Genomic DNA, 20,917 nt, shown 5'->3' with positions numbered 1-20,917 from the left:
TGAATTTTAAGTTTTGAGTTCTAAGGGTTATAGATTTATAGAAGTCTTGCCTAACAACTAACCACTAACAACTAACCACTATCTTATCTTCAGCGTGATAAACGACACTAACGCCAAAATAATCCCTACAATCAAGAACCGCATCACAATCTTGCTCTCATGGTAGCCCTTTTTCTGATAGTGATGGTGCAGGGGCGACATAAGCAATATCCTACGTCCTTCTCCATATTTCTTCTTCGTATATTTAAAATACCCTACTTGCAGGATTACCGATAGGTTTTCTATCAAAAACACCCCACAGAGCACTGGTATAAGCAATTCCTTTCTAACCATAATAGCCAATACCGCTATGATTCCTCCTATGGTAAGGCTACCTGTATCCCCCATAAAGACCTGTGCTGGATAGGTATTATACCAGAGAAAACCGATGAGCGCTCCTACCAAGGCGGCAATAAATATAGTTACCTCTCCTACATGAGGTATGTACATGATATTCAAGTATTCCGAAAAGATAGTATTCCCTGAAATCCACGCAAATATCCCCAAAGTAAAGACGATGATTGCCGAGGTTCCCGCCGCCAGCCCATCTATTCCATCGGTGAGGTTAGCCCCATTGGATACCGCTGTGATGATAAAGGTAACTATCGGAATAAAAATAAGCCATACCCAGTGCTTGTAATCCTTTCCTACCCACTTAATCAGGGAGGCATAGTCAAATTCGTTATTCTTCATAAAAGGAATCGTCGTCTTGGTTGATTTCACCTCGGCCATTTCCGAAAGTGCTCGTCTTTGCTCTACACGAACCTGCCGAGAGGCTTGGGCATTCTCATTTTTTACGGTAACCTCAGGGTGAAAATATAGGGTAGCCCCCACTATGATCCCTAAGGACAACTGCCCCATGACCTTAAATCGCCCCTTTAGTCCGTCCTTGTTCTTCCTAAAAACCTTGATATAATCATCTATAAAACCGATAAGTCCCATCCATATGGTAGTAACCAGTAGCAAGATGATGTATATATTGTCCAGTTTAGTCAAAAGAACAGCAGGCACCAGCAAGGCCAAGATTATGATAATCCCACCCATAGTAGGAGTCCCTGCCTTTTCCTTCTGCCCTGCTAGTCCCAAATCCCGAACCGACTCTCCTACTTGTCGCCTATAGAGCATATTGATAATACGTTTCCCTGTAATGGTTGCAATCAGCAGCGAGAGGATCGCTGCCACTCCCGCTCTAAAGGATATATACTGAAACATCCCCGCTCCAGGCACATTATAAGCCCTATGTAAGTAATCAAATAAATAGTATAACACAATAGCTAATTGTTAATTGTCAATGGTCAATGGTTAATGATTTTTTCATTTCGCTGGCGAGAGCTTGTAGCTCGTACCTATTATCAGTAGAGCTTGTAGCTCCTTTCGCTGGCGCGAGCTTGTAGCTCGTGCCTAATATCTGTAGAGCTTGTAGCTCCTTTCGCTGGCGCGAGCTTGCAGCTCGTGCCTAATATCTGTAGAGCTTGTAGCTCTCATTAATTTATATCTATTTCTAAAACAGCACTCATATCATCACAATAGTTCTTAGCACTACTATATTTCCATTCCCATGCATTTTCTACAAAACCACTTTTTACAGGATTTTGATGTATATAGTTTAGTTTCTCCTCAAATACTGACAAAGACCATATTTCTATAGGATGATTATCTTGTTGCCAAAATTGATAATCTTTTACATTTGACCTTTTTGCAGCTGCCCTTCTAAACATCCACAACAACCATTCTTTCCTACTCTCTTGAGGGTTTTCCTCTATTAATCTCACTATTTTCTTAGAGGTAAAAGTCTTAAAATCACGAATAATATCTGACGGATTATTATTCTTTGCTCTAAAAATCAAATGAATATGACTAGGCATTATACAATAGCCATATATTTCCATCTCTTTATTCTTCCTACAATAATCTAAAGAACTTATTATTTCATTAAGATATAACTCTCTAGTAAAAACATCTATCCAATTTATAACTGAAAAGCTAATAAAATAAGCCCCTCGTTCAGTATAAAATTTATATTTTCTACTCATTGTAGTTTTTCTGTTGCTTTCCAATTATCCTAACTAATGGTAAGAGCTAAAAGCTCTCCTAATTATAGGCACGAGCTGCAAGCTCGCGCCAGCAGACGGAAACTTAAATCATTAATCATTGCTGGCTTTGATCATTAATCATTAATGGCATTAATCATCTCTTCTAGGTCATCGAAATGGCTCTTCACTCCCTTTACTTCCTGATAGGTTTCATGGCCTTTGCCTGCCAAAAGAATAATATCGCCTGCTTTGGCTAAGTGGCACGCTACCCTGATGGCTTGTCGGCGGTCGGTAACGGTCATATACTTGCTTTGGTTAGCGGCCTTGATCCCCGCTTCCATATCTCGGAGGATTGCTTCGGGGTCTTCATCACGAGGGTTGTCGGAGGTCAGCACTACCTTGTCGCTCAGCATAGTGGCTATATGTGCCATTATAGGGCGCTTGCCCTTGTCTCGGTTACCTCCACAGCCTACAACGGTAATGAGCTGTTGGTTCCCCTGCTTGATACTGCGAATCGTTTCCAATACATTTTCCAAAGCATCGGGGGTGTGGGCATAATCCACGATAAGGGTACGCTTGTCAGGCGCTACAAAGTACTGGAACCGCCCCGCTACAGCTGTGAGCTTGCTTAGGGCAAGTAGTACCCTATCGGAATCCTCACCCAAGCATATCGCTGTGGCATAGATAGCCAAGAGGTTATACGCATTGAACCTACCTATGAGTGATACCCATACTTCTTTGTCACTGATACGCAGCAGCATACCAGAGAAAGTATTCTCAAGAACAGTAGCCCTGAAATCAGCCATTGTCTTTAGCGAATAGCTATAGGTACGTGCCGAGGTGTTCTGCAACATATAGCTGCCGTTTTTGTCGTCTATATTGGTCAGTGCAAAAGAGGTTTTGCTTAAGCTGTCAAAGAACTTTTTCTTGGTATCGCGATAGTCGGCCAGTGTCTTATGAAAATCCAAATGGTCTTGGGTAAGGTTGGTAAAGATTCCTCCTGCAAAGTGCAGCCCTTCTATCCTATGCATGGCCACTCCATGCGAACTCACTTCCATAAAGCAGTGAGTTACCCCCTCCATTACCATTCGCTGGATCAACTCGTTAAGGGTAAGCACATCGGGGGTAGTATTTTGTGTTTCTATACGCTGCCCGTTAATATAATTGGCTATGGTTGAGACAAGCCCTACCTTATAACCCAAATTTGCAAAGAGCTGATACAGAAGGGTTGCTATCGTTGTCTTTCCATTGGTACCTGTAACACCTACCAATCGGAGCTTCTGCGAAGGTCGTCCATAGTAATTGGCTGCTATCTGCCCCATGGCTATAGTAGTATCGGCTACTTGCACAAAGGTTACCCCCTCAGGACAAGTTTCAGGAAGCTTTTCACAAACAATAACGCTCGCTTTTTCTCTTATTACTTGTTCTATAAAAGAATGTCCATCTATTTTTGCTCCTTTTACAGCAAAAAATAGCGTATTTTCAATAATTTTTCGTGAGTCCTGAGTGATATGTGCAACTTCTACCTGCTCATCTCCTATGGTCTGTATCGTTTTTACGCCTTTTAATAGCTCTTTTAGTTTCATGGTCTAATTAAAATCCAATTTTATAGTCTTTCTACCTCCTATATACTCACCACCTGCTATGGATTGTGCTGATACTTTGGCTGCACTACCGGTTACTTTCACCGTAAGTCCTAAATTTTCCATAATAGCAATAGCATCCATAGCATCCATACCTATTACATTGGGTACGATGGTTTTGTATTTGTTCATAATCTCATCATATCGTCCATAGTCTTTATTTACCTCTGCTGTTGAGGCCTCTATATCTTCTATTGTGTCTATTAGCAGAGAGTTGGTATAGATCTTCTGAGCTATACTCTTAAATACAGGCCCTGACACATCGGCTCCATAGTACCCTATCTTCTTATCAGGGTTGTGTATTACCACTATACAAGAGTACTTAGGGTTATCTGCTGGAAAAAAGCCTGCAAAGGAGGAGATATACCCCAGCTTAGACTTATCCTTATAATCTTTTTGGGCAGTACCTGTCTTCCCTGCCATAGAGAAATGGGGCGAATAGAGGCTTTTCCCTGTCCCATATTTTACCGTATTCTCCAACACCTTTTTTACCTTAGTGGCGGTCTCTTGGGAACATACAGTACTATTGAGTATCTCAAGGTCAAATTTCTGTATGGACTTGTTCCACTGCTTCACCTCTCGTATCATACGAGGCTTGAGCATCACTCCATTATTAGCTATGGCGTTGTAAAAGGTCAATACCTGCAAAGGGGTCATCTCCAAGCCATAACCAAAGGCCATCCACTCAAGAGCTATCCCACTCCATCCGCGTTGGTTAGGCTGGGGTACAAAAGGCTCTCCTTCTCCCGAAATAGCCATACCCAACTTGCGGTTCAGGTGCATCTTGTTGATTTTATCTACAAATTTCTTGGGATTCTTCCCAAAAAGATCGTGTATCGCTTGTACTATGCCCGTATTAGATGAGACTTGCATCGCCTTTGATAGGCTGATTTTCCCATAACCCTTATGGTTGGAATCCCAGACCTGTCGCCCATAGAAGGATATCATCCCTTTTTTGGTATCTACCATATAGGTAGTGTCTACCTTAGCCTCTTCTAGTGCTACCACCAGCGATACGGTCTTAAATACCGACCCCGGCTCATAGGTCTCTCCCAAGGCATAGTTAAACCGCTCTGCATAGGTACCGTCTTTGGTACGTCCAAGGTTGGAAATGGCCTTTATCTCACCTGTAGCTACCTCCATGACCACCGCACAACCATGGTCAGCCTGATAGGTCTCTAACTGCTTGAGTAGTGCATGGTGGGCTATATCTTGTATATTGATATTAATGGTGGAGACTACATCATAGCCATCCTTAGGGTCTATCTCATTGCTATCTTCTATAGGTTTCCATTGTCCCTGGGCTATCTTTTGCTTAAGATGTCGTCCTTCCACTCCTGAGAGGTATTTGCTAAAGGCTCCTTCCAACCCTACTTTGAACACATTTCCTTGCCCATCGGTACGCTCATACCCTACAATACGATGTGCTATGGCTCCTAGTGGGTATTCTCTAGAACTCTTGCCTTCCACTACGATACCTCCTTTGTAGGATCCTAGGGAAAAAAGAGGAAACTTGCGAATACGCGCACATTCATCATACCCTATTCCCTTAGCTATCAAAAAGTATTTGTTCTTACGCTTGCGGGCATTGGTTAGTGCTTCTTTATAGTGAGCCGCCGGACGACCAAAGAACTTACTCAATGAATCACACAAGGCAGGCAGATTTGCATTAAAGTTCTTCTGTGATGGGGTCTGTGTATCAAAGTGTATATCATAACGTGTGATTGAGGTGGCCAAAAGACTCCCATCATCGGAATACAAGTTTCCTCGATTAGGCTCAATCACAAACTCCTTAATCGTATTCTGTTCAATCAGCTCCTGGTACTTCTCCCCATTGAAATACAGATTGATAAGTTTGTAAGAAATCGCTAAGGCAAAGACAAACAAACCTATCGCCACCAGTATGGTGCGTAGGTTGACAATTCTATCTTTGGGCATTTCTTTACTCATCTTTGACTATTACCTTTATTTTGTTAGGCGGGGTGGGTGATTGCTTCAGGCCTGTATCCTTCAGTCCCCCTAGGATGGAGGACTCTAGTTTGACCTGTTGCAAGCGCGAACGCACATCTACAAACTCGCTGCGTAACTCCTTCACCTCTGTTTCCAATTTCGCTATAGTGTATATCTTTTGGTCTATCAAGTGTCCACTGTAGATCATGATGATTCCTAACAATAGCACCAACAGTATCGTTATCCAATTCCTCAGCGAATCCTTCCCTACGAGAAACTCCGCTTTGAATACTTTTACAAATCTCTCCTTTAATCTCTTCATGACACACTATTTGTTCACTTTTCACTTTTCATTTTTCACTCTTCACTCTCACTCCTCCGCTCTGCTACTCTCAGTACTGCACTACGCGCCCTGTTATTCTGAGCTATCTCCTCTTGGGTTGCCACGATGGCCTTGCCTACTTTCTGAAAAGGGGTCAGCAGGTTCCCATAGAAATCCTTCTGTGGCTCCCCTGAAAACTGCCCATCTCGTATAAAACGCTTTACCAACCTATCCTCAAGCGAATGATAGCTAATCAGGGCAATACGCCCCCCTGGCCTTACTATCTCTGGCAATTGCAAAAGCAGTTCCTCCAGTGCGACCAGCTCACCATTGACTTCTATGCGTATAGCTTGGTAGAGTTGGGCTAAGACCTTATTTTCCTTGCCTTTAGGCAAAAAGCGCTGTACCACTTGCTTAAGCTCCCCCGTAGTGGCTATAGGCTTTGTGCTGCGCTGTTGCACGATGGTGCGGGCTATCTGTCGGCTTTGGGAAAGTTCTCCATAACGAAAAAAAAGTGTACTAAGGGCTTCTTCTTCATAGGTATTCACTACCTCATAGGCCGAAAGCGGTGCCTCTGGGTTCATTCTCATATCCAAAGCGCCCTCAAGCCGAGTGGAGAACCCACGCTCGGCAGTGTCAAACTGGTAGGAGGATACCCCAAAATCGGCCAAGACACCATCTACTTGCTTTACCCCATAGAAACGCAAGAAGCGTTTTATATGCCTGAAATTCTGTGGGATAAGGGTAAACCGCTCATCATCTATGGCGTTCTGTTGCGCCTGAGGGTCTTGGTCAAAAGCCAACAAACGGCCTCGACTGCCTAGTGCTGCCAATATCGCCCGCGAGTGCCCCCCCCCTCCGAAGGTCGTATCCACATACGTCCCGGAGGGGTTTATTGCCAACCCTTCCAAACTCTCCTTGAGCAAGACGGGTACATGATAACTATACTCCATCATTGCCCATTATTTTTTCGGTTAGCTGCATAAAGGCTTCTTCATCTATGCTATTATTCTGTGCTTCAAAGAGTTCTCTATCCCATATCTCTATAAAATTGATCAGGGGCACCAGCACCACTTCCTTGTCTATCTGGGCATACTCCACCAAGGACTTTGGAATAAGAAATCGTGCTGCCGCATCTACCTCCACTTCCTTAACCCCTGCGGTAAATTTTCGCAAATAGTCCAAATGTTGCTTGGAAAAAAGGTTCAATTTCGCACGCATTTTCTCCATAATCTCCTGCCATTCCCCCTGCGGATAGAGCTCTATACAGCGGTTGAAGACCGAAGGCTTGAGTACAAAACCGTTCTGTAACTCTTTGTCCAGCACGACTTTAAGCCCCGAAGGAACTGTAATTCGCCCCTTGGAGTCCGCCTTGCATTCGTATGTTACAGAAGAATGTATCATCACCTTTGATTATTCGGGCCAAAGATACAAACTTTTTCCCACTTTCTCCCACTTTCTCCCACTTTTTTATTAACAGACATCCAAGGGGAATCGTCAGTAGGGTGTAGTCAGTCAACCATGACACGCGGGCATAAGACACCCTTATCCGCTGGTGTATATCGATACATTACAGAGTATCGAAACTTGAACCTCCCAACTATAAAAAAAGATACGACCCTTTTCGGATCGTATCTTTGTTATTTATGAGAGTATCTCCTCAATGGGTCGCTGTTTTGAACTCCTAAAATAATGAATTTCTATTGTGTCATTATCACTTTTCGAGAAATAGATAATGAACTTCCCTTTTAAAATAGACCTTGTATACAAATCTAATTTCTGAATATATCTCCCTATATAAAAAGGATTGCTTGATATATCTTTCAATAATTTCTCAACTTCAGAAATTATTTTCTCAGAATAGGAAGAAGAACCATTTTTCTCAGCCCAATACATGGCAATTTCTGTCAAACTTTCTTCAGCTTCAGTAGTCCAAATTATTTCCACTTTTCTGCTAGTTTTTCTCGTATTCTTTTAAATACATCTTCACTTTTAGAAGTCATACCCATCTTAGCTTGCTCTTTTGAAATAGCTATCCTTCTCAAATCTTCCTCTGTAAGGTCATCCTCTTCATAAAGTTCAACTATATCTATCATATAATTGTATTCCTCTTCAGGAATTAACCTAAATGTATTCCCTTCAATATCTGTTAGAACTCTTGGTTCTTGTAATACCATGGTACTCATAATTCAAATATTTTTGCAAAGGTAATAATTATTTGTTTGACCACTGTCTTCTGTCTACTGACAACTGCCCTCTGACTTCTGACAACTGACTAATAAAACTTCGCTCTATAGTCTTTGATCTTAGCAGTACTTTCTAAGGCTGAGAAAAGATCCTGAGAAGCTCGGTTCAGCTTCTGTGCGCGTAGGCTATTGGCATAAGCAGAATAGCTGTTGATAGCTGGAGCGATGGTCTTTTGAGTTACCTCTATCACATATACGCCATTGTTTCCTGCTATAGGTTTGCTCAGTTTATTCTCTGGCAAGACAAAGGCTACACCCACTACATTGGGCTCACTGCCTTGTCCTGAGAGGTTAGGGTTGCTCTGCATAAGCCCTTCACCTACTTGTATATTGTTAGGCTGGCCTGTCGCCTGAGCGATTTGTTCAAGCGAAGAGCCTTTCATCTTCTCAGAGATTTGTTTTACTTTCTTCTCTTTGATAAGGATAGGTTCTACAATGGCTCTCACATCGGCTGCCTTGGCTAGACCTTCGTCTATTTTCTTGGTGAGTTGCACTACTACATAGCCGTCTTTTAGGTCAAAACGACGTACATCACCTACTTTAGTATCATCTTCAAAAGCCCATTTTACTATTGGGCGATTGTTACCCAAGCCTGGGATATCCTCCGCAAGTACTTCTAAGTTATTGGCTGGCAATACGCTATAACCTTCCTTAGCAGCAATAGCAGCAAAATCCTTAGGATTCTTTAGCACCGCTTCGTTGAAGGCTGTAATCTTAGTATATACTTCATTGTTGGTAGCCGCTGAAGGTTCTATATTGCGTACAATAGTGGCCAACTGTACCCCTTCTTTCTGGTCAGTAACCTTTACAACATGGAAACCAAAGTTCGTTTCCACAAGACCTACATCCCCTACTTTAGCCTTAAACACATAGTCATTGAAGGCTGGTACCATAGTCCCTGGGGTAAAGAAGTTCAAATCACCTCCATTAGGCGCATTAGACTTATCATCGGAATTAGCCTGTGCCAAAGCGGCAAAATCACTACCTGCTTTCACTTGAGCTAAGATTTCTTCTGCTTTTGCTTTAGCTTCTTCCTTGCTGCGAGTAACTGTATTATCTGATACAGAACCTTTGTAAGCTATAAGGATATGGCTGGCTCTCACCTCTGCATTAGGTTTCTTGGAGAGCATACGGCTGTATTTGTAAGCCTCTCCGTCCTTATAAGGTCCATAGAGCTCCCCTACTTGTAGGTTGTAAAGTGCATCGGCATATTCCGCTGGAAGTCTGTCGCGATTTACATAGAGACTATCAAAAGGCACATCAGAGTTTTCATTTACAAAATCAGGCACTTCACTCTTTGGCAAAGCAGCAAAACCTGGAAGGGTATCATTGGACTGGGTAGTGGCATTATACACTACCTTAGGCTCATTAAGGGCTTTAAGAGATGTCTCTATGGCTTGAATATCTGCCTGAGAAGCTACATTGGAAGCTAAAACAAACTGTAGGTTTCGCATTTGTTTTTGCTCAAATTGCTTTTTATGGCTCTTGATATAGTCCTCTATCTCACTATCTGATACCTTTACAAGGCTATCAGAAATAGAGCTATAAGGTACCGTAACATATTTTATATTTACTTGGTCGGACTGCTTGTGGTATTCTCTTTCTCCGTCCTTGAAGGTAACGCCTAAGCCTGCGCGGATAAGACCTAAATACACCTCACGCTTAGCGTTGTCTATATAAGATTTTTCTTCCTGTTGCCATTGCTTGTACACAGTAGGATTCATGGTCTTAAGCTCGGAGATGAATTGGGCAAACTTAGCCTCAGAGAAGTTCCCTTTATCATCCTGAAACTGAGGGTTTTGTCCATAGTCAGGTATTCTGGCTATCATACTCACAATTTGGTCTTTCCCTACACTAATGCCCAGTTTCTCAAACTGTTGGTCTATGATACGGCTCTGTACCGCTTGTTGCCACAAGGCATTCACGATATATCCTTGGCCTATACTACCGCCCATATTGCGCATAGTATTTTCCACCTGGGTAGAGAAATCCACATAGGAGATATCATCACCATTTACACTCCCAATGACCAACTGACTTGGGGTAGTGTTACGACTAAATATGCCTGAGATAACAAAGGCAAAAAGCGCTAATCCGATCACAAGGATTAGGAACACTGTTCTTTTTCTGATTTTTTCTAAAACAGCCATTTTATAGTTTTTAGTTTTTAGTAGTTAGTGATTAGTGGCAAGTATTCTCCTTTCACTAGTCACTTTTCACTATTTTGGGGTGCGAAATTACAACTTTTTTACCAATTTTAAAAATTTTATACTTCTTATTTATCCACATCTACACAACAAAATGATTATCAACTACTTATAATTAGTCACTCGTCATTTGTCATTCACAAAGATTCTCACCGTAATCACTTTATTATCCGCCACTTCCTCCACCAAGAAACGATAATTCTCTATGCTGACCTCTTCGTACTTACAAGGAATAGCCTCATGGATGGCCACCACTAGTCCCCCTAAGGTCTCATAGTTTTCACTCTCTGGAAGTGAGAGCCTATATTTTTCATTGATATAATCCACCTCCAAGCGTGCGGAAAAGACATATTCTTTGTCTGAAATCTGCAATTCCTTCTTGAAATTCTGGTCATGCTCGTCTTCTATCTCTCCAAAAAGCTCCTCTACGATGTCTTCCAAGGTGATAAGTCCCGAAGTACCCCCATATTCGTCAAAGACAATGGCCATACTCTGGTGCTTCTTGGTGAGCGTATCCAAGAGTTTGGAGATGTAAATGGTCTCTGGCACAAAGGTGATAGGTCGGAGAAACTCTCGTATGGTCTTTGGACTCTTGAAGAGGTCAAAGGCATGTACATAGCCTATGATCTCGTCTATATTTTCCTGATAGACAAGCACTTTTGAGTAGTTGGAACTAACAAAAAGATCTCGTAGTGCCTCCACTGACTCATCTATATTGATCGCCACTATCTCTGTTCGGGGTCGCATAATCTCCCGCGCTTTTACCTGCGAGAAGCCTAAGGCATTCTGGAAGATCTGTACCTCACTGTCCATCTCCTTGTCTTCGGGCATGTTCTCTATCTGCTCGGAGATATAGCTCTCCAACTCTTCCTTGGAGAAAGTCAATCTAGTCACATCGCCTTGGGTATTGAAGAATACGTGTAGAATATTGTCCGACAGCCAAATAACAAAAGTTGAGACAGGTGAAAAGATCAAATAGAATACATAGGTAATAGGACTAAGCGCTCTAAGGAGTGTATTGGAATAGATCTGAAAAAACACCTTGGGCAGAAACTCCCCTGTGATGACAATCACCAAGGTTGAGATAATCGTCTGCCACAATACATTATGGAAATAAGGAGGCAACTGCGCCACAACCAATTTCCCCATCTCTATCCCATAGATCACCAAGGTGATATTGTTACCCACCAGCATAGTGGCGATAAACTTGGATGGCTTACGAGTGAGTTTCCCCAATATATTGCCAATCACCCCACCTTCCTTCTTCTCTATTTCCAATTGCACCTTGTTCGAGGAGACATACGCAATCTCCATCCCTGAGAAAAACGCAGAGAGCAACAATAGTACGGTTATGAATATCAGTGATGTCAACATTTTTTATTAGGGTTTAGGTAACAGACATTAGTCATTAGTCACTAGTCATTGGTCACTAGTCATTGGTCATTAGTCACTATTCTCTTATGGGTATAATCCCCGTGATTTTATGGGCTTTTAGGTGTGTAAATTGCTTATCAAAATCCATACCGATGCCCTTGGTGATAGTTCCTTGCAGTGAATCCACAAACTCAAATGGACGTTCGGTAAAGACCCAATCAGTGGAGGCCTGCCAGAATAGCTGTGAGGTCTTGAGCTGCTTACCCTCATAAGTGGAAAGTGACACACTATCGCGTAGCTCTACCATCTGGGTTGGCAAGTAATAGATCGCATACTTAGAGCGAATGATATTCTCATGCCCCATGTCGTCATACAACCTCAGTACCATTCCTTCGGGAAACTCCGTATAGGGAAAACGCTGATTGGAAAAATCCTTGTTCAGGCTACTCTCCAGGATCGTCTTGACCTTTGCAGAATCTGTGTACAACAAGCGGAAATTATACGTCTCCCCATTGGGAATCTTATCTTGTTGCAAGTGGTTTTTCTTCGGCTCATCATCACACGAGAAAAACATTGTAAGGACAAAAAGCCCTACAATGTTTCTAACCAATAACAATCTTTTTATACAAGTTCTTATCATTACAATTGGGGTACCTTAACCGATTGGCCTACCCAGCACTTGAAGGTAATGGTCTTTCCTGCCAATCCTGAGTTAAATATATCTGCCCTAGAAGGTGCAAGTGCCTCATAGCGTGCGGCCAACTTGTCCAAACCGCCTTTTCTGGCAGTGGCGGCAGCAAGCCAATATACAGCGCGCTTCTCAAAGGAGGTCGAACCGCACTCATTAGCAGCTCCAGCATAGGCCTGTGCCATGATCTGGTAAGCTGTCGTATTGGATGGATTGTATGAAAGCGCCTTTTGAGCATAACTTACCGCTGTACTACCTGAGTATTTGCTGGCTATTTTTACCAAATACATAGATTTCTTTAGGTTGTCTTTCTCCAAATCTACCGCTTGGTTAAAGTATTTCACCGCCTCTGTGGTATTCTTTTGCTTCTCTTTCATGATTCCTAAGTACAGAGCGGAAGAAGCCGAAGGTGATAGCTGGTAAAGACGTTCTACGAGCTTGGCAAAAAGTGGGTCAGAGGTACAATCCTTATCGGACATCTTAGCAGCTGCCCTGCGAAGCCATTCGGCATTGTCCTTGTTCGCCTCATAGGTCTTTTGATAAAGCGGAATAAGGTTCGCACAATCTGCCAATTGCCCCAAAGCTGCATCCACACTCTCGGTGATATTCTTTAGATTGCCCACACGAGTACGTGCCACCTGTAGTTGTGCCTTTTCCTTATCATCGAGGGTATTAGCCTCTTCCTTAGGCAATAGCTCATTGATACGTACTGAAAGTTTGTCATTCTCATTCTCTATGATTTCCGATACATTGTCATAGATATCAAACACCTCTTGTACTTGCTTCTTCCCTCCCTTGTAAAGATCCAAGGCTGAGGCAAAATACTGATAGATAAGGGTATCATCGTTGAACGCATCTTTATTGAGCTTATAGGTATCATCCAAAAGTGCAAAAAGTTGTTCCTTAGTACCTATATTTTGTTCTACCATAAGGAATGCTTGGCGCATATTCTTATCCGCCTGTGAGAATTTCTGTGGGAAATACTGGAAATACTTGTCATAAAGCTCCTGTAAATCCTTTATATACTTCTGTTTGTCTGTTCCTTTAGCAATCTTATCTCTGAGAATACGTTCTCCATATTGGAAAGTAGACTGATAGAGTTCTGGACAATGATCATACACATACTTCCATGGCTCATAGGCATCATTATAGTTCTTAAGCTTTGCTGCTTCTACGTATACAGAGGCCTTCAGCTGGCACTCTTCTTTTTGCGCAAAAGTACCCAAAGTACCCGCTACAAAAAGTACTGAAAATAGGAATTTCTTTTTCATTTTTTTATTCTAAGGGTTAATTTCTTATTTAGGTATTAGGTGTTAAGGCGTCCGTTTTTCACTCTTCACTTTTCACTCTTCACTTCTTAATGGTATTTCGTCCTTTGGAACCATTTATCATTGAGTGTCAAGGCCACTTTCAGCGTCAAATAATTCTCCTTCAGCACGCTGCCATCTCCTCTCTTACCCCAAGCTGCTCCAATAGTTGCATTAGAGAGCCCTTGCACTGGTAGGCTTACTCCAAAAGTTATGCCAAAATCGTTGATAGGCTTCTCTTTTACAATAATTCCTGTATGCTCATAATACAATCCTGCTCTGTAAGTAACTCGTTTCCAGTATTTTGTGTAAACTGTATTATGTGGCAAATAAAATCCTCCTACTGAAAAGCGGTACGCATTCTCATACCCCACAAAAGAAGAGGTTACAAATGGGTTAGAGAACGCACTCATATTGGAATAGCCAAAGCTCGCTCCTGCAAACCAGCGCTCTTGATCTCCCACCCCAGCCGAAAAGTCCAAAGAGGAGGGAAGCGTAAGGTTGGTCTTTACCAGATTTGGATCTGTGATATTGCGACTGTCCTTAACTAGGAAATTGCCACTAGCAGGCCTGAGCGAATAGAGTGTCAAGTTATTAGTCGAACGCAAGCGTGCCTCTGGTATATAGCTCAGCCCCACACTCAGCGATAAGTCTTTGGTCAATTCCCGCTCATATTGTACCCCTAAGGCATAGCTACCGCCACGGTAAAGAGACTCACTATCTTCTCTGGAGATGTATAAGAACGAAGGCGAACTATAGAGGTTTTGCCACTGGGTTTTCCCAAAATTAAAACCGCCTGAAACACCTATTCTAAGGCCTTTCAAAACCTCATAGCCTGCGGCCAAATAGGCCTGATTCACCCCGCCACTCCCTTCGTAGGAGTAATATTGTTCCCTACCACTGATGCTCTCATGGCTCATCAGCCTATAACCTACCGAAGTATAAGGGCGTAACCCTACCGATACCCCTAAGTTTTTATATATAGGAAAAGAGAGGTTCAAGTAATCCAACAAAAAAGTACGCTCCTGATAGCTGCTCGCTGGGGTCTGCATTTTCCTTATATCATAGGAAGTGGCCAGAGAAAAGGTCGTACGGGTGAGCTTGGCCAATGAGGCAGGATTACGCACATCCACCCGTGTAGAATCCACATAGGCATTCACCCCGCCCATAAGGGCATTCTCCGTATTCCCTTCAAAACGCTTCTCTCCCAATCCATAATAGGAAAATGGCGAATTAGTCCCCTTCTGACCATAAGCAAAAGTGACTAAAAACAAAGCTAAGACTATAGGTAACCTCATATGTTCATTACTGTTACAGCTTGCAAATATCTAACTTTTTTAGCTCTTAAACAAGAAAAAAATAAAATCCCCCCGTTAAAATTTTGTTTAGTAAAAATTTTTCAGTTTTAATTTATTGAAAAACAATAACATAAAAACAAAAGAAAATTTTTTTTCGAAAATTTCTCTCAATCCCTTGCAGATTAGAAAAAAAGTTGTACCTTTGCACCCGAATTAAACAACCAATGGTGCCTTAGCTCAGTTGGTAGAGCAAAGGACTGAAAATCCTTGTGTCCCTGGTTCGATTCCTGGAGGCACCACTATTAAAAATTTTTTCAAAACTACTTTTTCTCTCCTTTGAAAAAGTAGTTTTTTATTTATTAGTCACTAGTCATTAGTCATTAATTATGCGTATTCTCCTCTCTGGTGGTGGCACAGGTGGCCACATCTTCCCTGCCTTGGCTATTGCAGGTGAGATCAAAAAGCGATTCCCCTCTGCTGAGTTTCTCTTTGTAGGTGCCGAGGGCAAAATGGAAATGCAGCGTGTCCCCAAGGCGGGCTACCCTATAGTAGGACTCCCCATTCGCGGACTCCAGCGCAAGCTCAGCCTCTCCACCCTTGCCTTTCCCTTTAGGGTCATCTATAGCCTCTATAAGGCCTATAAGCTCATCAAGCGCTTCCAGCCCGATGTGGTCATCGGCACCGGAGGCTATGCCTCCGCCCCTACCCTGAAGGCCGCACAGCTATTGGGGATTCCTTATTTTATTCAGGAACAAAACTCCTATGCTGGGGTAACTAACAAGTGGGTAGCCAAAGGCGCCAAAGGTATCTTCGTGGCTTATGACCATATGGAACGTTATTTCCCTTCTACCCCTCTCTTTCTCACCGGCAATCCTATCCGTGAGGACTTAATGAAAATAACCCACAAAGCCCCTGAGGCTTATAAGCTCTTTTCTCTTGACCCTCAATCCTTTACCTTGCTTGTCATCGGAGGCAGTTTAGGGGCAAGAAAGATTAACGAACTAGTCAAGGAGCACTTACCGCTCTTCCAGGAGAAGAAGGTACAAGTCCTCTGGCAGTGTGGTGCTTACTACTTCCCTGAGTACAAGCACTTGGAGAGCGATAGGGTGCGTATCCTCCCCTTTGTGGAGGACATGAAAGCTGCCTTTTCCATCGCCGATGTGATTATCTCCCGTGCAGGTGCTAGCTCCGTCAGCGAACTGGCCGTCGTAGGCAAGCCTGTGATCTTCGTCCCCTCCCCCAACGTCGCCGAAGACCATCAAACGAAAAATGCCCAAGCCATAGCCAACCAAAATGCAGCGCTCTTACTTAAGGAAACAGACATCACCACTCATTTTCCCCCTCTTTTCACCGCCCTCCTCTCTGATGAGAACAAACGAAAAGAACTTTCCGAAAACTTCCGAAAGCTCGCCCGTCCCCACGCTACCCGAGATATAGTTGATAAGATAAGTGAAAAACTAAAAGTGAAAAGTGAAGAGTAACTTTTCACTCTTCACTTTTTCACTCTTCACTTTTTACTTTTCACTTTTTACTTTTCACTTAACTAAGTCCTGTAATCACGCCATCATCATCTATATCCATACCTTCGGCGGCAGGCACACTTGGCAAACCTGGCATACGCACCGTATCGCCTAAGATAGGAATGATAAAGCCAGCCCCTGAGGCAAACTCAAATTCGCGTACGGTTACTTCAAAATCGGTTGGGCGAGCCAATTTCTTCTCGTCATCACTGAGCGACTTAGGGGTCTTAACCATACAGATAGGGAGCTTGTCAAAGCCTAATTTGCTGATTTGCTTGAGTTGGCTAAGCGCCTTAGTACTATAATTCACCCCACGAGCTCCATAGATACGGGTAGCTACGGTTTTTATTTTCTCCTCTACTGAAGCAGCATGGTCATATAAGGGGGTAAAGTGGCTTTCTCCGCTTTCGGCTATGGCTACTACGGCACGGGCAAGCTCTTGGGTACCTGCGCCACCTTCGCTAAAGCCACGGCTAACAATCGCCTCCACGCCTCGTTCCTTGCAGAAGGCTTGGATATAGGCAATCTCCTCCTGGCTGTCATGAGGAAAGTGGTTGATAGCCACCACAGGTTTCAGTCCGAAACATTGTACGTTTTCTATGTGTTTTTCTAAGTTGGCGATACCTTTCTTCACCCGTTCTAAGGAAGGGGTGTTGTACTCCTCTTTGGTAGCACCGCCGTGGTGACGTAGGGCACGTACAGTAGCCACTACCACTACAGCATCAGGAGCAAGTCCAGCCGATACACACTTGATATTAAGGAACTTCTCTGCCCCTAGGTCTGCTCCAAAGCCCGCTTCGGTAACTACATATTCGCCTAAGGAAAGTCCCATCTTGGTCGCCAATACGGTATTGGTACCTTGGGCGATACTTGCAAAAGGCCCTCCGTGAAGGATAGCAGGGTTATTCTCAAGGGTTTGTACAAGGTTGGGCTTGATAGCCTCTTTCAGCAGTAGTGCCATTGCCCCTACAGCCTTCAGGTCGCGTGCAAAAACGGGGGTCCCGTCATACTTCTTCCCTATATAGATATTGCCAATACGGCGCTTAAGGTCAGAAAAATTCTCCGCCAGACAGAGGATCGCCATAATCTCCGAAGCAGGAGTGATATTGAACCCATCTTCGCGGGGAATACCATGGGTAGCACCACCCAAGCCTACTATGATATGGCGTAGGGCGCGGTCGTTCATATCCATCACACGCTTCCATACCACTGTGCGAGGGTCTATACCTATGGAGTGGGTTTTGCTTTGTATATTGTTGTCTATTACAGCTGCTAAGAGGTTGTTGGCGCGCTCAATAGCGGCAAAGTCACCAGTGAAGTGCAGGTTGATGTCCTCCATGGGCACCACTTGGGAGTAGCCTCCACCTGCTGCCCCTCCTTTGATGCCGAAGACAGGGCCTAAGGACGGCTCGCGAAGCACAGCAATGGCCTTTTTACCTATCTTGTTCAGCCCCTCAGTAAGACCAATGCTCACAGTAGTCTTACCTTCCCCTGCTGGAGTAGGGGTAATGGCAGTAACCAAGATGAGCTTGTGCTGGGCAATCTTCTTAGGATCTATCAGGGACAAAGGCAACTTGGCCTTGTACTTCCCATAAGGGTCTATATCATCTTCTGGGATATCTAATTTTTTGGCTATCTCTCTAATAGGTAGCATGTGAGCTTGTTGCGCTATGGCAAGGTCAGTAGGAAAACTCATAATTAATCAAAAATATCATTTGTATGTATGCTCAAAGTAGGAAACTTTACCGAGGTGATTTCTTTCCCTTCCACCACAGGCGCAAGGCCTCGGTAACGGCCTTGGTCTAAGACAAAGATATTCACTTCGTTATCTGTAGGACGTACGATCCAGTATTCACTTACCCCCGCTTGTTCGTATAGGTGAAACTTGTCGTCTAAATCGCGTTGGGAATTACCTTTGGAAAGAATCTCAATCACCAAGTCAGGCGCTCCTAAGCAGCGCTTGCCATCGGCCAATTTCTCAGGGTCGCACACCACACATAGGTCGGGCTGTACCACATTATCTTCCTTCCCATCAGCGCTAGGAAGGACAACATCAAAGGGAGCGGTGAAAACCTCGCAAGGCTTCCCTTTGAAGAAATTATAGAACTCTCCTGAGAGCCTCATAGAGATTCTTTGGTGAATAATAGTGGGGGCAGGGCTCATCTTAAAGATACGCCCACGCAGTAGCTCCACCCGTTCCTTCAACTGCCATAACAGATAGTCGGCATAGGTGTACCCTCCGCGGCTTAGGTCTAACTGATTGAGGCTGGTAATGGTCATTTCATTGGGATTGAAAGGGCAAATGTACGAATATTAATAACAAATGACAAATGATTAATGATAAATTTATGGCTGCTGCTTAGCTTCATTCCATCTATCCAATTCACAGGATTATGGGGTGAGTAGATTGTTCATTTGATTTGATTTTAAAGTGGATAAATTTTTCTTTATTTGATTTTACATATCTCATTAATCATCTGAAGATTCTATTTTTGTTTCAATTTTCTTTATTTTGTTAATATACAATGAATCTATTAATATAAAAGTTGTGTCTTTTTTTATATTATACATTAATCCTTTTTTAGCATTATAACTCAAACATAGAGAATGGATAGAATCCTCCCCATCTTCTATCTTTACAAAATAAGTTAGCAGAGTATCTTTTTCTTCTATTTTCTCTATGATCCATCTATTACCTTCCATTGTATTCCAATTATCTATAAGCATATCGTCTGTAAATACAATTGTAGGCATATCATCATCTCCTTCAAGATAAGGGTGTACAGCAAGAAAGAGTTCTCCCTCATCTTTATATAAATAATAGAATTTTTTACCTATAAGAGGATTATTTAGTCTCTCTACTATTGTGTCATTTATTGTATCATTGACATTGCCCTCTTTATTATTATTATTGTTACAAGAAAACAACAATAAACACGCTGAAATAAAATAATAAATCTTTACCATCTGAATATTTTAAAATATAATATCATCAATGATGTATCTGTCCTTCTTCTTAGCTACTTTTAATTGTACGCTATCATATCTATTTAAAAAGAAATCAAAAATATAAACATTATATCTTTTTGAATTTATCTTCTTTACTTTAAGAGAGTCTAACCATTTTAGGTTGGTATCTTGGGCTTTTACAATAGGATCTGAACTTAATTCATCTGAATTTACTTTCCGTATTAATTTACTTGATAGAAACTCCCTTTCTATTTCCCTTAATTCTTCTTCGCAAAACTCCCCACAAGGCATTTTATCTTGCTGTCTGATGTACTTATCATAAAATTCTAAAATCATTTTTGTAGCTTCATCAGTTTCTTCTTTAGGCACTTGAATTGGTGCAATTGTATCCTTATTTACTATTGTATCTCTTTTGATAGAGGAAATAGTAGCTGTACTATCATCGAAAGATGACACTTGGGTGTTGCTATTGTTGCAAGAAAACAACAATAAACACGCTGAAATAAAATAATAAATCTTTACCATCTGAATATTTTAAAAAATAATATCATCAATGATGTACCTGTCTTTCTTTTTAGCTACTTTTAATTGTATGCTATCATATCTGTTATCATAAAAGTTAAAAAGATACACATTATATCTTTTTGAATTTATCTTCTTTACCTTAATAGAGTCTAACCATTCTATGTAAATATCTTGGGCATTTACAATAGGATCCATATCTCTATATTCAGTAGTAAGTTTTATTTTTTTTATCAATTTATTTGATAGAAACTCCCTTTCTATTTTCCTTAATTCTTCTTCACAAAACTCTTTATCTTGCTGCCTGATGTACTTATCATAAAATTCCAAAATCATTTTTGTAGCTTCATCAGTTTCTTCTTTAGGCACTTGAATTGGTGCAATTGTATCTTTTTCTACTATGGTATCTCTTTTGATAGAGGAAATAGTAGCTGTACTATCATCGAAAGATGACACTTGGGTGTTGTTATTGTTACAAGAAAACAACAATAAACACGCTGAAATAAAATAATAAATTTTTACCATCTGAATATTTTAAAATTAGGATAAGTTATTTGATTTTTATTCTACTTTTGTGTACATATCCTTTTAATCCTTCTTTAGTTTTTATCAGATACCAATTGCTTGTATCATCTAATACATCTATTTTTTCGCCTGATTTTATTCTACTTAAAATTTTAGAAGAAGTACTCTTATCTGCTCTTATATTAGAGTATCCATCAGGATCTTCTATATAATAACCTCTTGAAGAATTAAATAGGAAATCAATTATTTCCTTGGGGTTATCGAAGTCGTGAG

Annotated in this window: 21 protein-coding genes and 1 tRNA gene; 2 read left to right on the top strand and 20 right to left on the bottom strand. The window is 41.9% G+C overall.

What is annotated here, in order from left to right; all coding sequences use genetic code 11:
* Positions 1-78 precede the first annotated feature (78 nt).
* The 14 genes from mraY to HMPREF1154_RS00245 form a co-directional block, all read right to left on the bottom strand.
* Positions 79-1,308: a phospho-N-acetylmuramoyl-pentapeptide-transferase gene (gene mraY / locus HMPREF1154_RS00310; RefSeq protein WP_009640548.1), complete on the bottom strand. Its 1,230-nt coding sequence runs from the start codon at positions 1,306-1,308 to the stop codon at positions 79-81.
* Between the two features lie 215 nt (positions 1,309-1,523).
* The gene (locus HMPREF1154_RS00305) at positions 1,524-2,072 is read right to left on the bottom strand and encodes an REP-associated tyrosine transposase (RefSeq protein ID WP_009640526.1); all 549 of its coding nucleotides are present in this window, start codon (positions 2,070-2,072) and stop codon (positions 1,524-1,526) included.
* Positions 2,073-2,206: 134 nt separating this feature from the next.
* On the bottom strand, positions 2,207-3,658 hold the full coding sequence (locus tag HMPREF1154_RS00300; protein ID WP_009640577.1) for a UDP-N-acetylmuramoyl-L-alanyl-D-glutamate--2,6-diaminopimelate ligase: 1,452 nt from the start codon (positions 3,656-3,658) through the stop codon (positions 2,207-2,209).
* 3 nt (positions 3,659-3,661) lie between these two features.
* Complete coding sequence (locus HMPREF1154_RS00295) at positions 3,662-5,653, bottom strand: penicillin-binding protein (RefSeq protein ID WP_009640638.1); 1,992 nt, start codon at positions 5,651-5,653, stop codon at positions 3,662-3,664.
* 4 nt (positions 5,654-5,657) lie between these two features.
* On the bottom strand, positions 5,658-5,987 hold the full coding sequence (locus HMPREF1154_RS00290) for an FtsL-like putative cell division protein (protein WP_009640566.1): 330 nt from the start codon (positions 5,985-5,987) through the stop codon (positions 5,658-5,660).
* 35 nt (positions 5,988-6,022) lie between these two features.
* Positions 6,023-6,943 (bottom strand): 16S rRNA (cytosine(1402)-N(4))-methyltransferase RsmH, encoded by a 921-nt coding sequence (gene rsmH, locus HMPREF1154_RS00285; RefSeq protein WP_009640540.1) that lies wholly within the window; start codon positions 6,941-6,943, stop codon positions 6,023-6,025.
* Positions 6,930-7,391 (bottom strand): division/cell wall cluster transcriptional repressor MraZ, encoded by a 462-nt coding sequence (locus HMPREF1154_RS00280; RefSeq protein ID WP_009640626.1) that lies wholly within the window; start codon positions 7,389-7,391, stop codon positions 6,930-6,932. The genes rsmH and HMPREF1154_RS00280 overlap by 14 nt, the downstream gene beginning before the upstream one ends.
* Before the next feature lie 240 nt (positions 7,392-7,631).
* Positions 7,632-7,934: a type II toxin-antitoxin system RelE/ParE family toxin gene (locus tag HMPREF1154_RS00275; protein ID WP_034566546.1), complete on the bottom strand. Its 303-nt coding sequence runs from the start codon at positions 7,932-7,934 to the stop codon at positions 7,632-7,634.
* Entirely contained in the window at positions 7,925-8,173 is a 249-nt protein-coding gene (locus HMPREF1154_RS00270; protein ID WP_009640533.1) for a hypothetical protein, read from the bottom strand. Before HMPREF1154_RS00270 ends, HMPREF1154_RS00275 begins: the two co-directional genes overlap by 10 nt.
* 89 nt (positions 8,174-8,262) lie before the next feature.
* Positions 8,263-10,383, bottom strand: coding sequence for a peptidylprolyl isomerase (locus HMPREF1154_RS00265; RefSeq protein ID WP_009640556.1), 2,121 nt, complete (start codon positions 10,381-10,383; stop codon positions 8,263-8,265).
* Positions 10,384-10,566: 183 nt separating this feature from the next.
* On the bottom strand, positions 10,567-11,814 hold the full coding sequence (locus HMPREF1154_RS00260; RefSeq protein WP_034566543.1) for a hemolysin family protein: 1,248 nt from the start codon (positions 11,812-11,814) through the stop codon (positions 10,567-10,569).
* Between the two features lie 76 nt (positions 11,815-11,890).
* Entirely contained in the window at positions 11,891-12,424 is a 534-nt protein-coding gene (gene lptC, locus HMPREF1154_RS00255; RefSeq protein ID WP_009640613.1) for an LPS export ABC transporter periplasmic protein LptC, read from the bottom strand.
* Between the two features lie 29 nt (positions 12,425-12,453).
* Positions 12,454-13,773 (bottom strand): tetratricopeptide repeat protein, encoded by a 1,320-nt coding sequence (locus HMPREF1154_RS00250; RefSeq protein ID WP_009640513.1) that lies wholly within the window; start codon positions 13,771-13,773, stop codon positions 12,454-12,456.
* Between the two features lie 86 nt (positions 13,774-13,859).
* Positions 13,860-15,107: a hypothetical protein gene (locus tag HMPREF1154_RS00245; protein ID WP_009640559.1), complete on the bottom strand. Its 1,248-nt coding sequence runs from the start codon at positions 15,105-15,107 to the stop codon at positions 13,860-13,862.
* A 226-nt stretch (positions 15,108-15,333) separates the two neighbouring features.
* Between HMPREF1154_RS00245 and HMPREF1154_RS00240 the strand changes: the two genes are divergently transcribed.
* Both HMPREF1154_RS00240 and murG read left to right on the top strand, forming a co-directional pair.
* Positions 15,334-15,406 (top strand) — tRNA-Phe (locus tag HMPREF1154_RS00240).
* A gap of 87 nt (positions 15,407-15,493) precedes the next feature.
* Positions 15,494-16,588 (top strand): undecaprenyldiphospho-muramoylpentapeptide beta-N-acetylglucosaminyltransferase, encoded by a 1,095-nt coding sequence (gene murG / locus HMPREF1154_RS00235; protein WP_009640624.1) that lies wholly within the window; start codon positions 15,494-15,496, stop codon positions 16,586-16,588.
* Between the two features lie 58 nt (positions 16,589-16,646).
* Here murG and HMPREF1154_RS00230 read toward each other — a convergent pair whose 3' ends face one another.
* The 6 genes from HMPREF1154_RS00230 to HMPREF1154_RS00205 form a co-directional block, all read right to left on the bottom strand.
* The gene (locus HMPREF1154_RS00230) at positions 16,647-18,323 is read right to left on the bottom strand and encodes a formate--tetrahydrofolate ligase (RefSeq protein ID WP_009640621.1); all 1,677 of its coding nucleotides are present in this window, start codon (positions 18,321-18,323) and stop codon (positions 16,647-16,649) included.
* A 2-nt stretch (positions 18,324-18,325) separates the two neighbouring features.
* The gene (locus tag HMPREF1154_RS00225; RefSeq protein WP_009640561.1) at positions 18,326-18,907 is read right to left on the bottom strand and encodes a Uma2 family endonuclease; all 582 of its coding nucleotides are present in this window, start codon (positions 18,905-18,907) and stop codon (positions 18,326-18,328) included.
* A gap of 189 nt (positions 18,908-19,096) precedes the next feature.
* On the bottom strand, positions 19,097-19,594 hold the full coding sequence (locus tag HMPREF1154_RS13625; RefSeq protein ID WP_009640516.1) for a hypothetical protein: 498 nt from the start codon (positions 19,592-19,594) through the stop codon (positions 19,097-19,099).
* A 9-nt stretch (positions 19,595-19,603) separates the two neighbouring features.
* Positions 19,604-20,122 (bottom strand): DUF3828 domain-containing protein, encoded by a 519-nt coding sequence (locus HMPREF1154_RS00215; RefSeq protein WP_009640570.1) that lies wholly within the window; start codon positions 20,120-20,122, stop codon positions 19,604-19,606.
* Between the two features lie 9 nt (positions 20,123-20,131).
* The gene (locus HMPREF1154_RS00210; RefSeq protein WP_009640541.1) at positions 20,132-20,644 is read right to left on the bottom strand and encodes a DUF3828 domain-containing protein; all 513 of its coding nucleotides are present in this window, start codon (positions 20,642-20,644) and stop codon (positions 20,132-20,134) included.
* 25 nt (positions 20,645-20,669) lie between these two features.
* Positions 20,670-20,917, bottom strand: a 248-nt coding sequence (locus HMPREF1154_RS00205) for an SH3 domain-containing protein (protein ID WP_009640554.1), incomplete at its 5' end; no start/stop codon positions are given.

The organism is Capnocytophaga sp. CM59 (assembly GCF_000293175.1).
GTDB lineage: Bacteria > Bacteroidota > Bacteroidia > Flavobacteriales > Flavobacteriaceae > Capnocytophaga > Capnocytophaga granulosa.
This window is presented reverse-complemented; position numbering and strand designations above follow the sequence as displayed.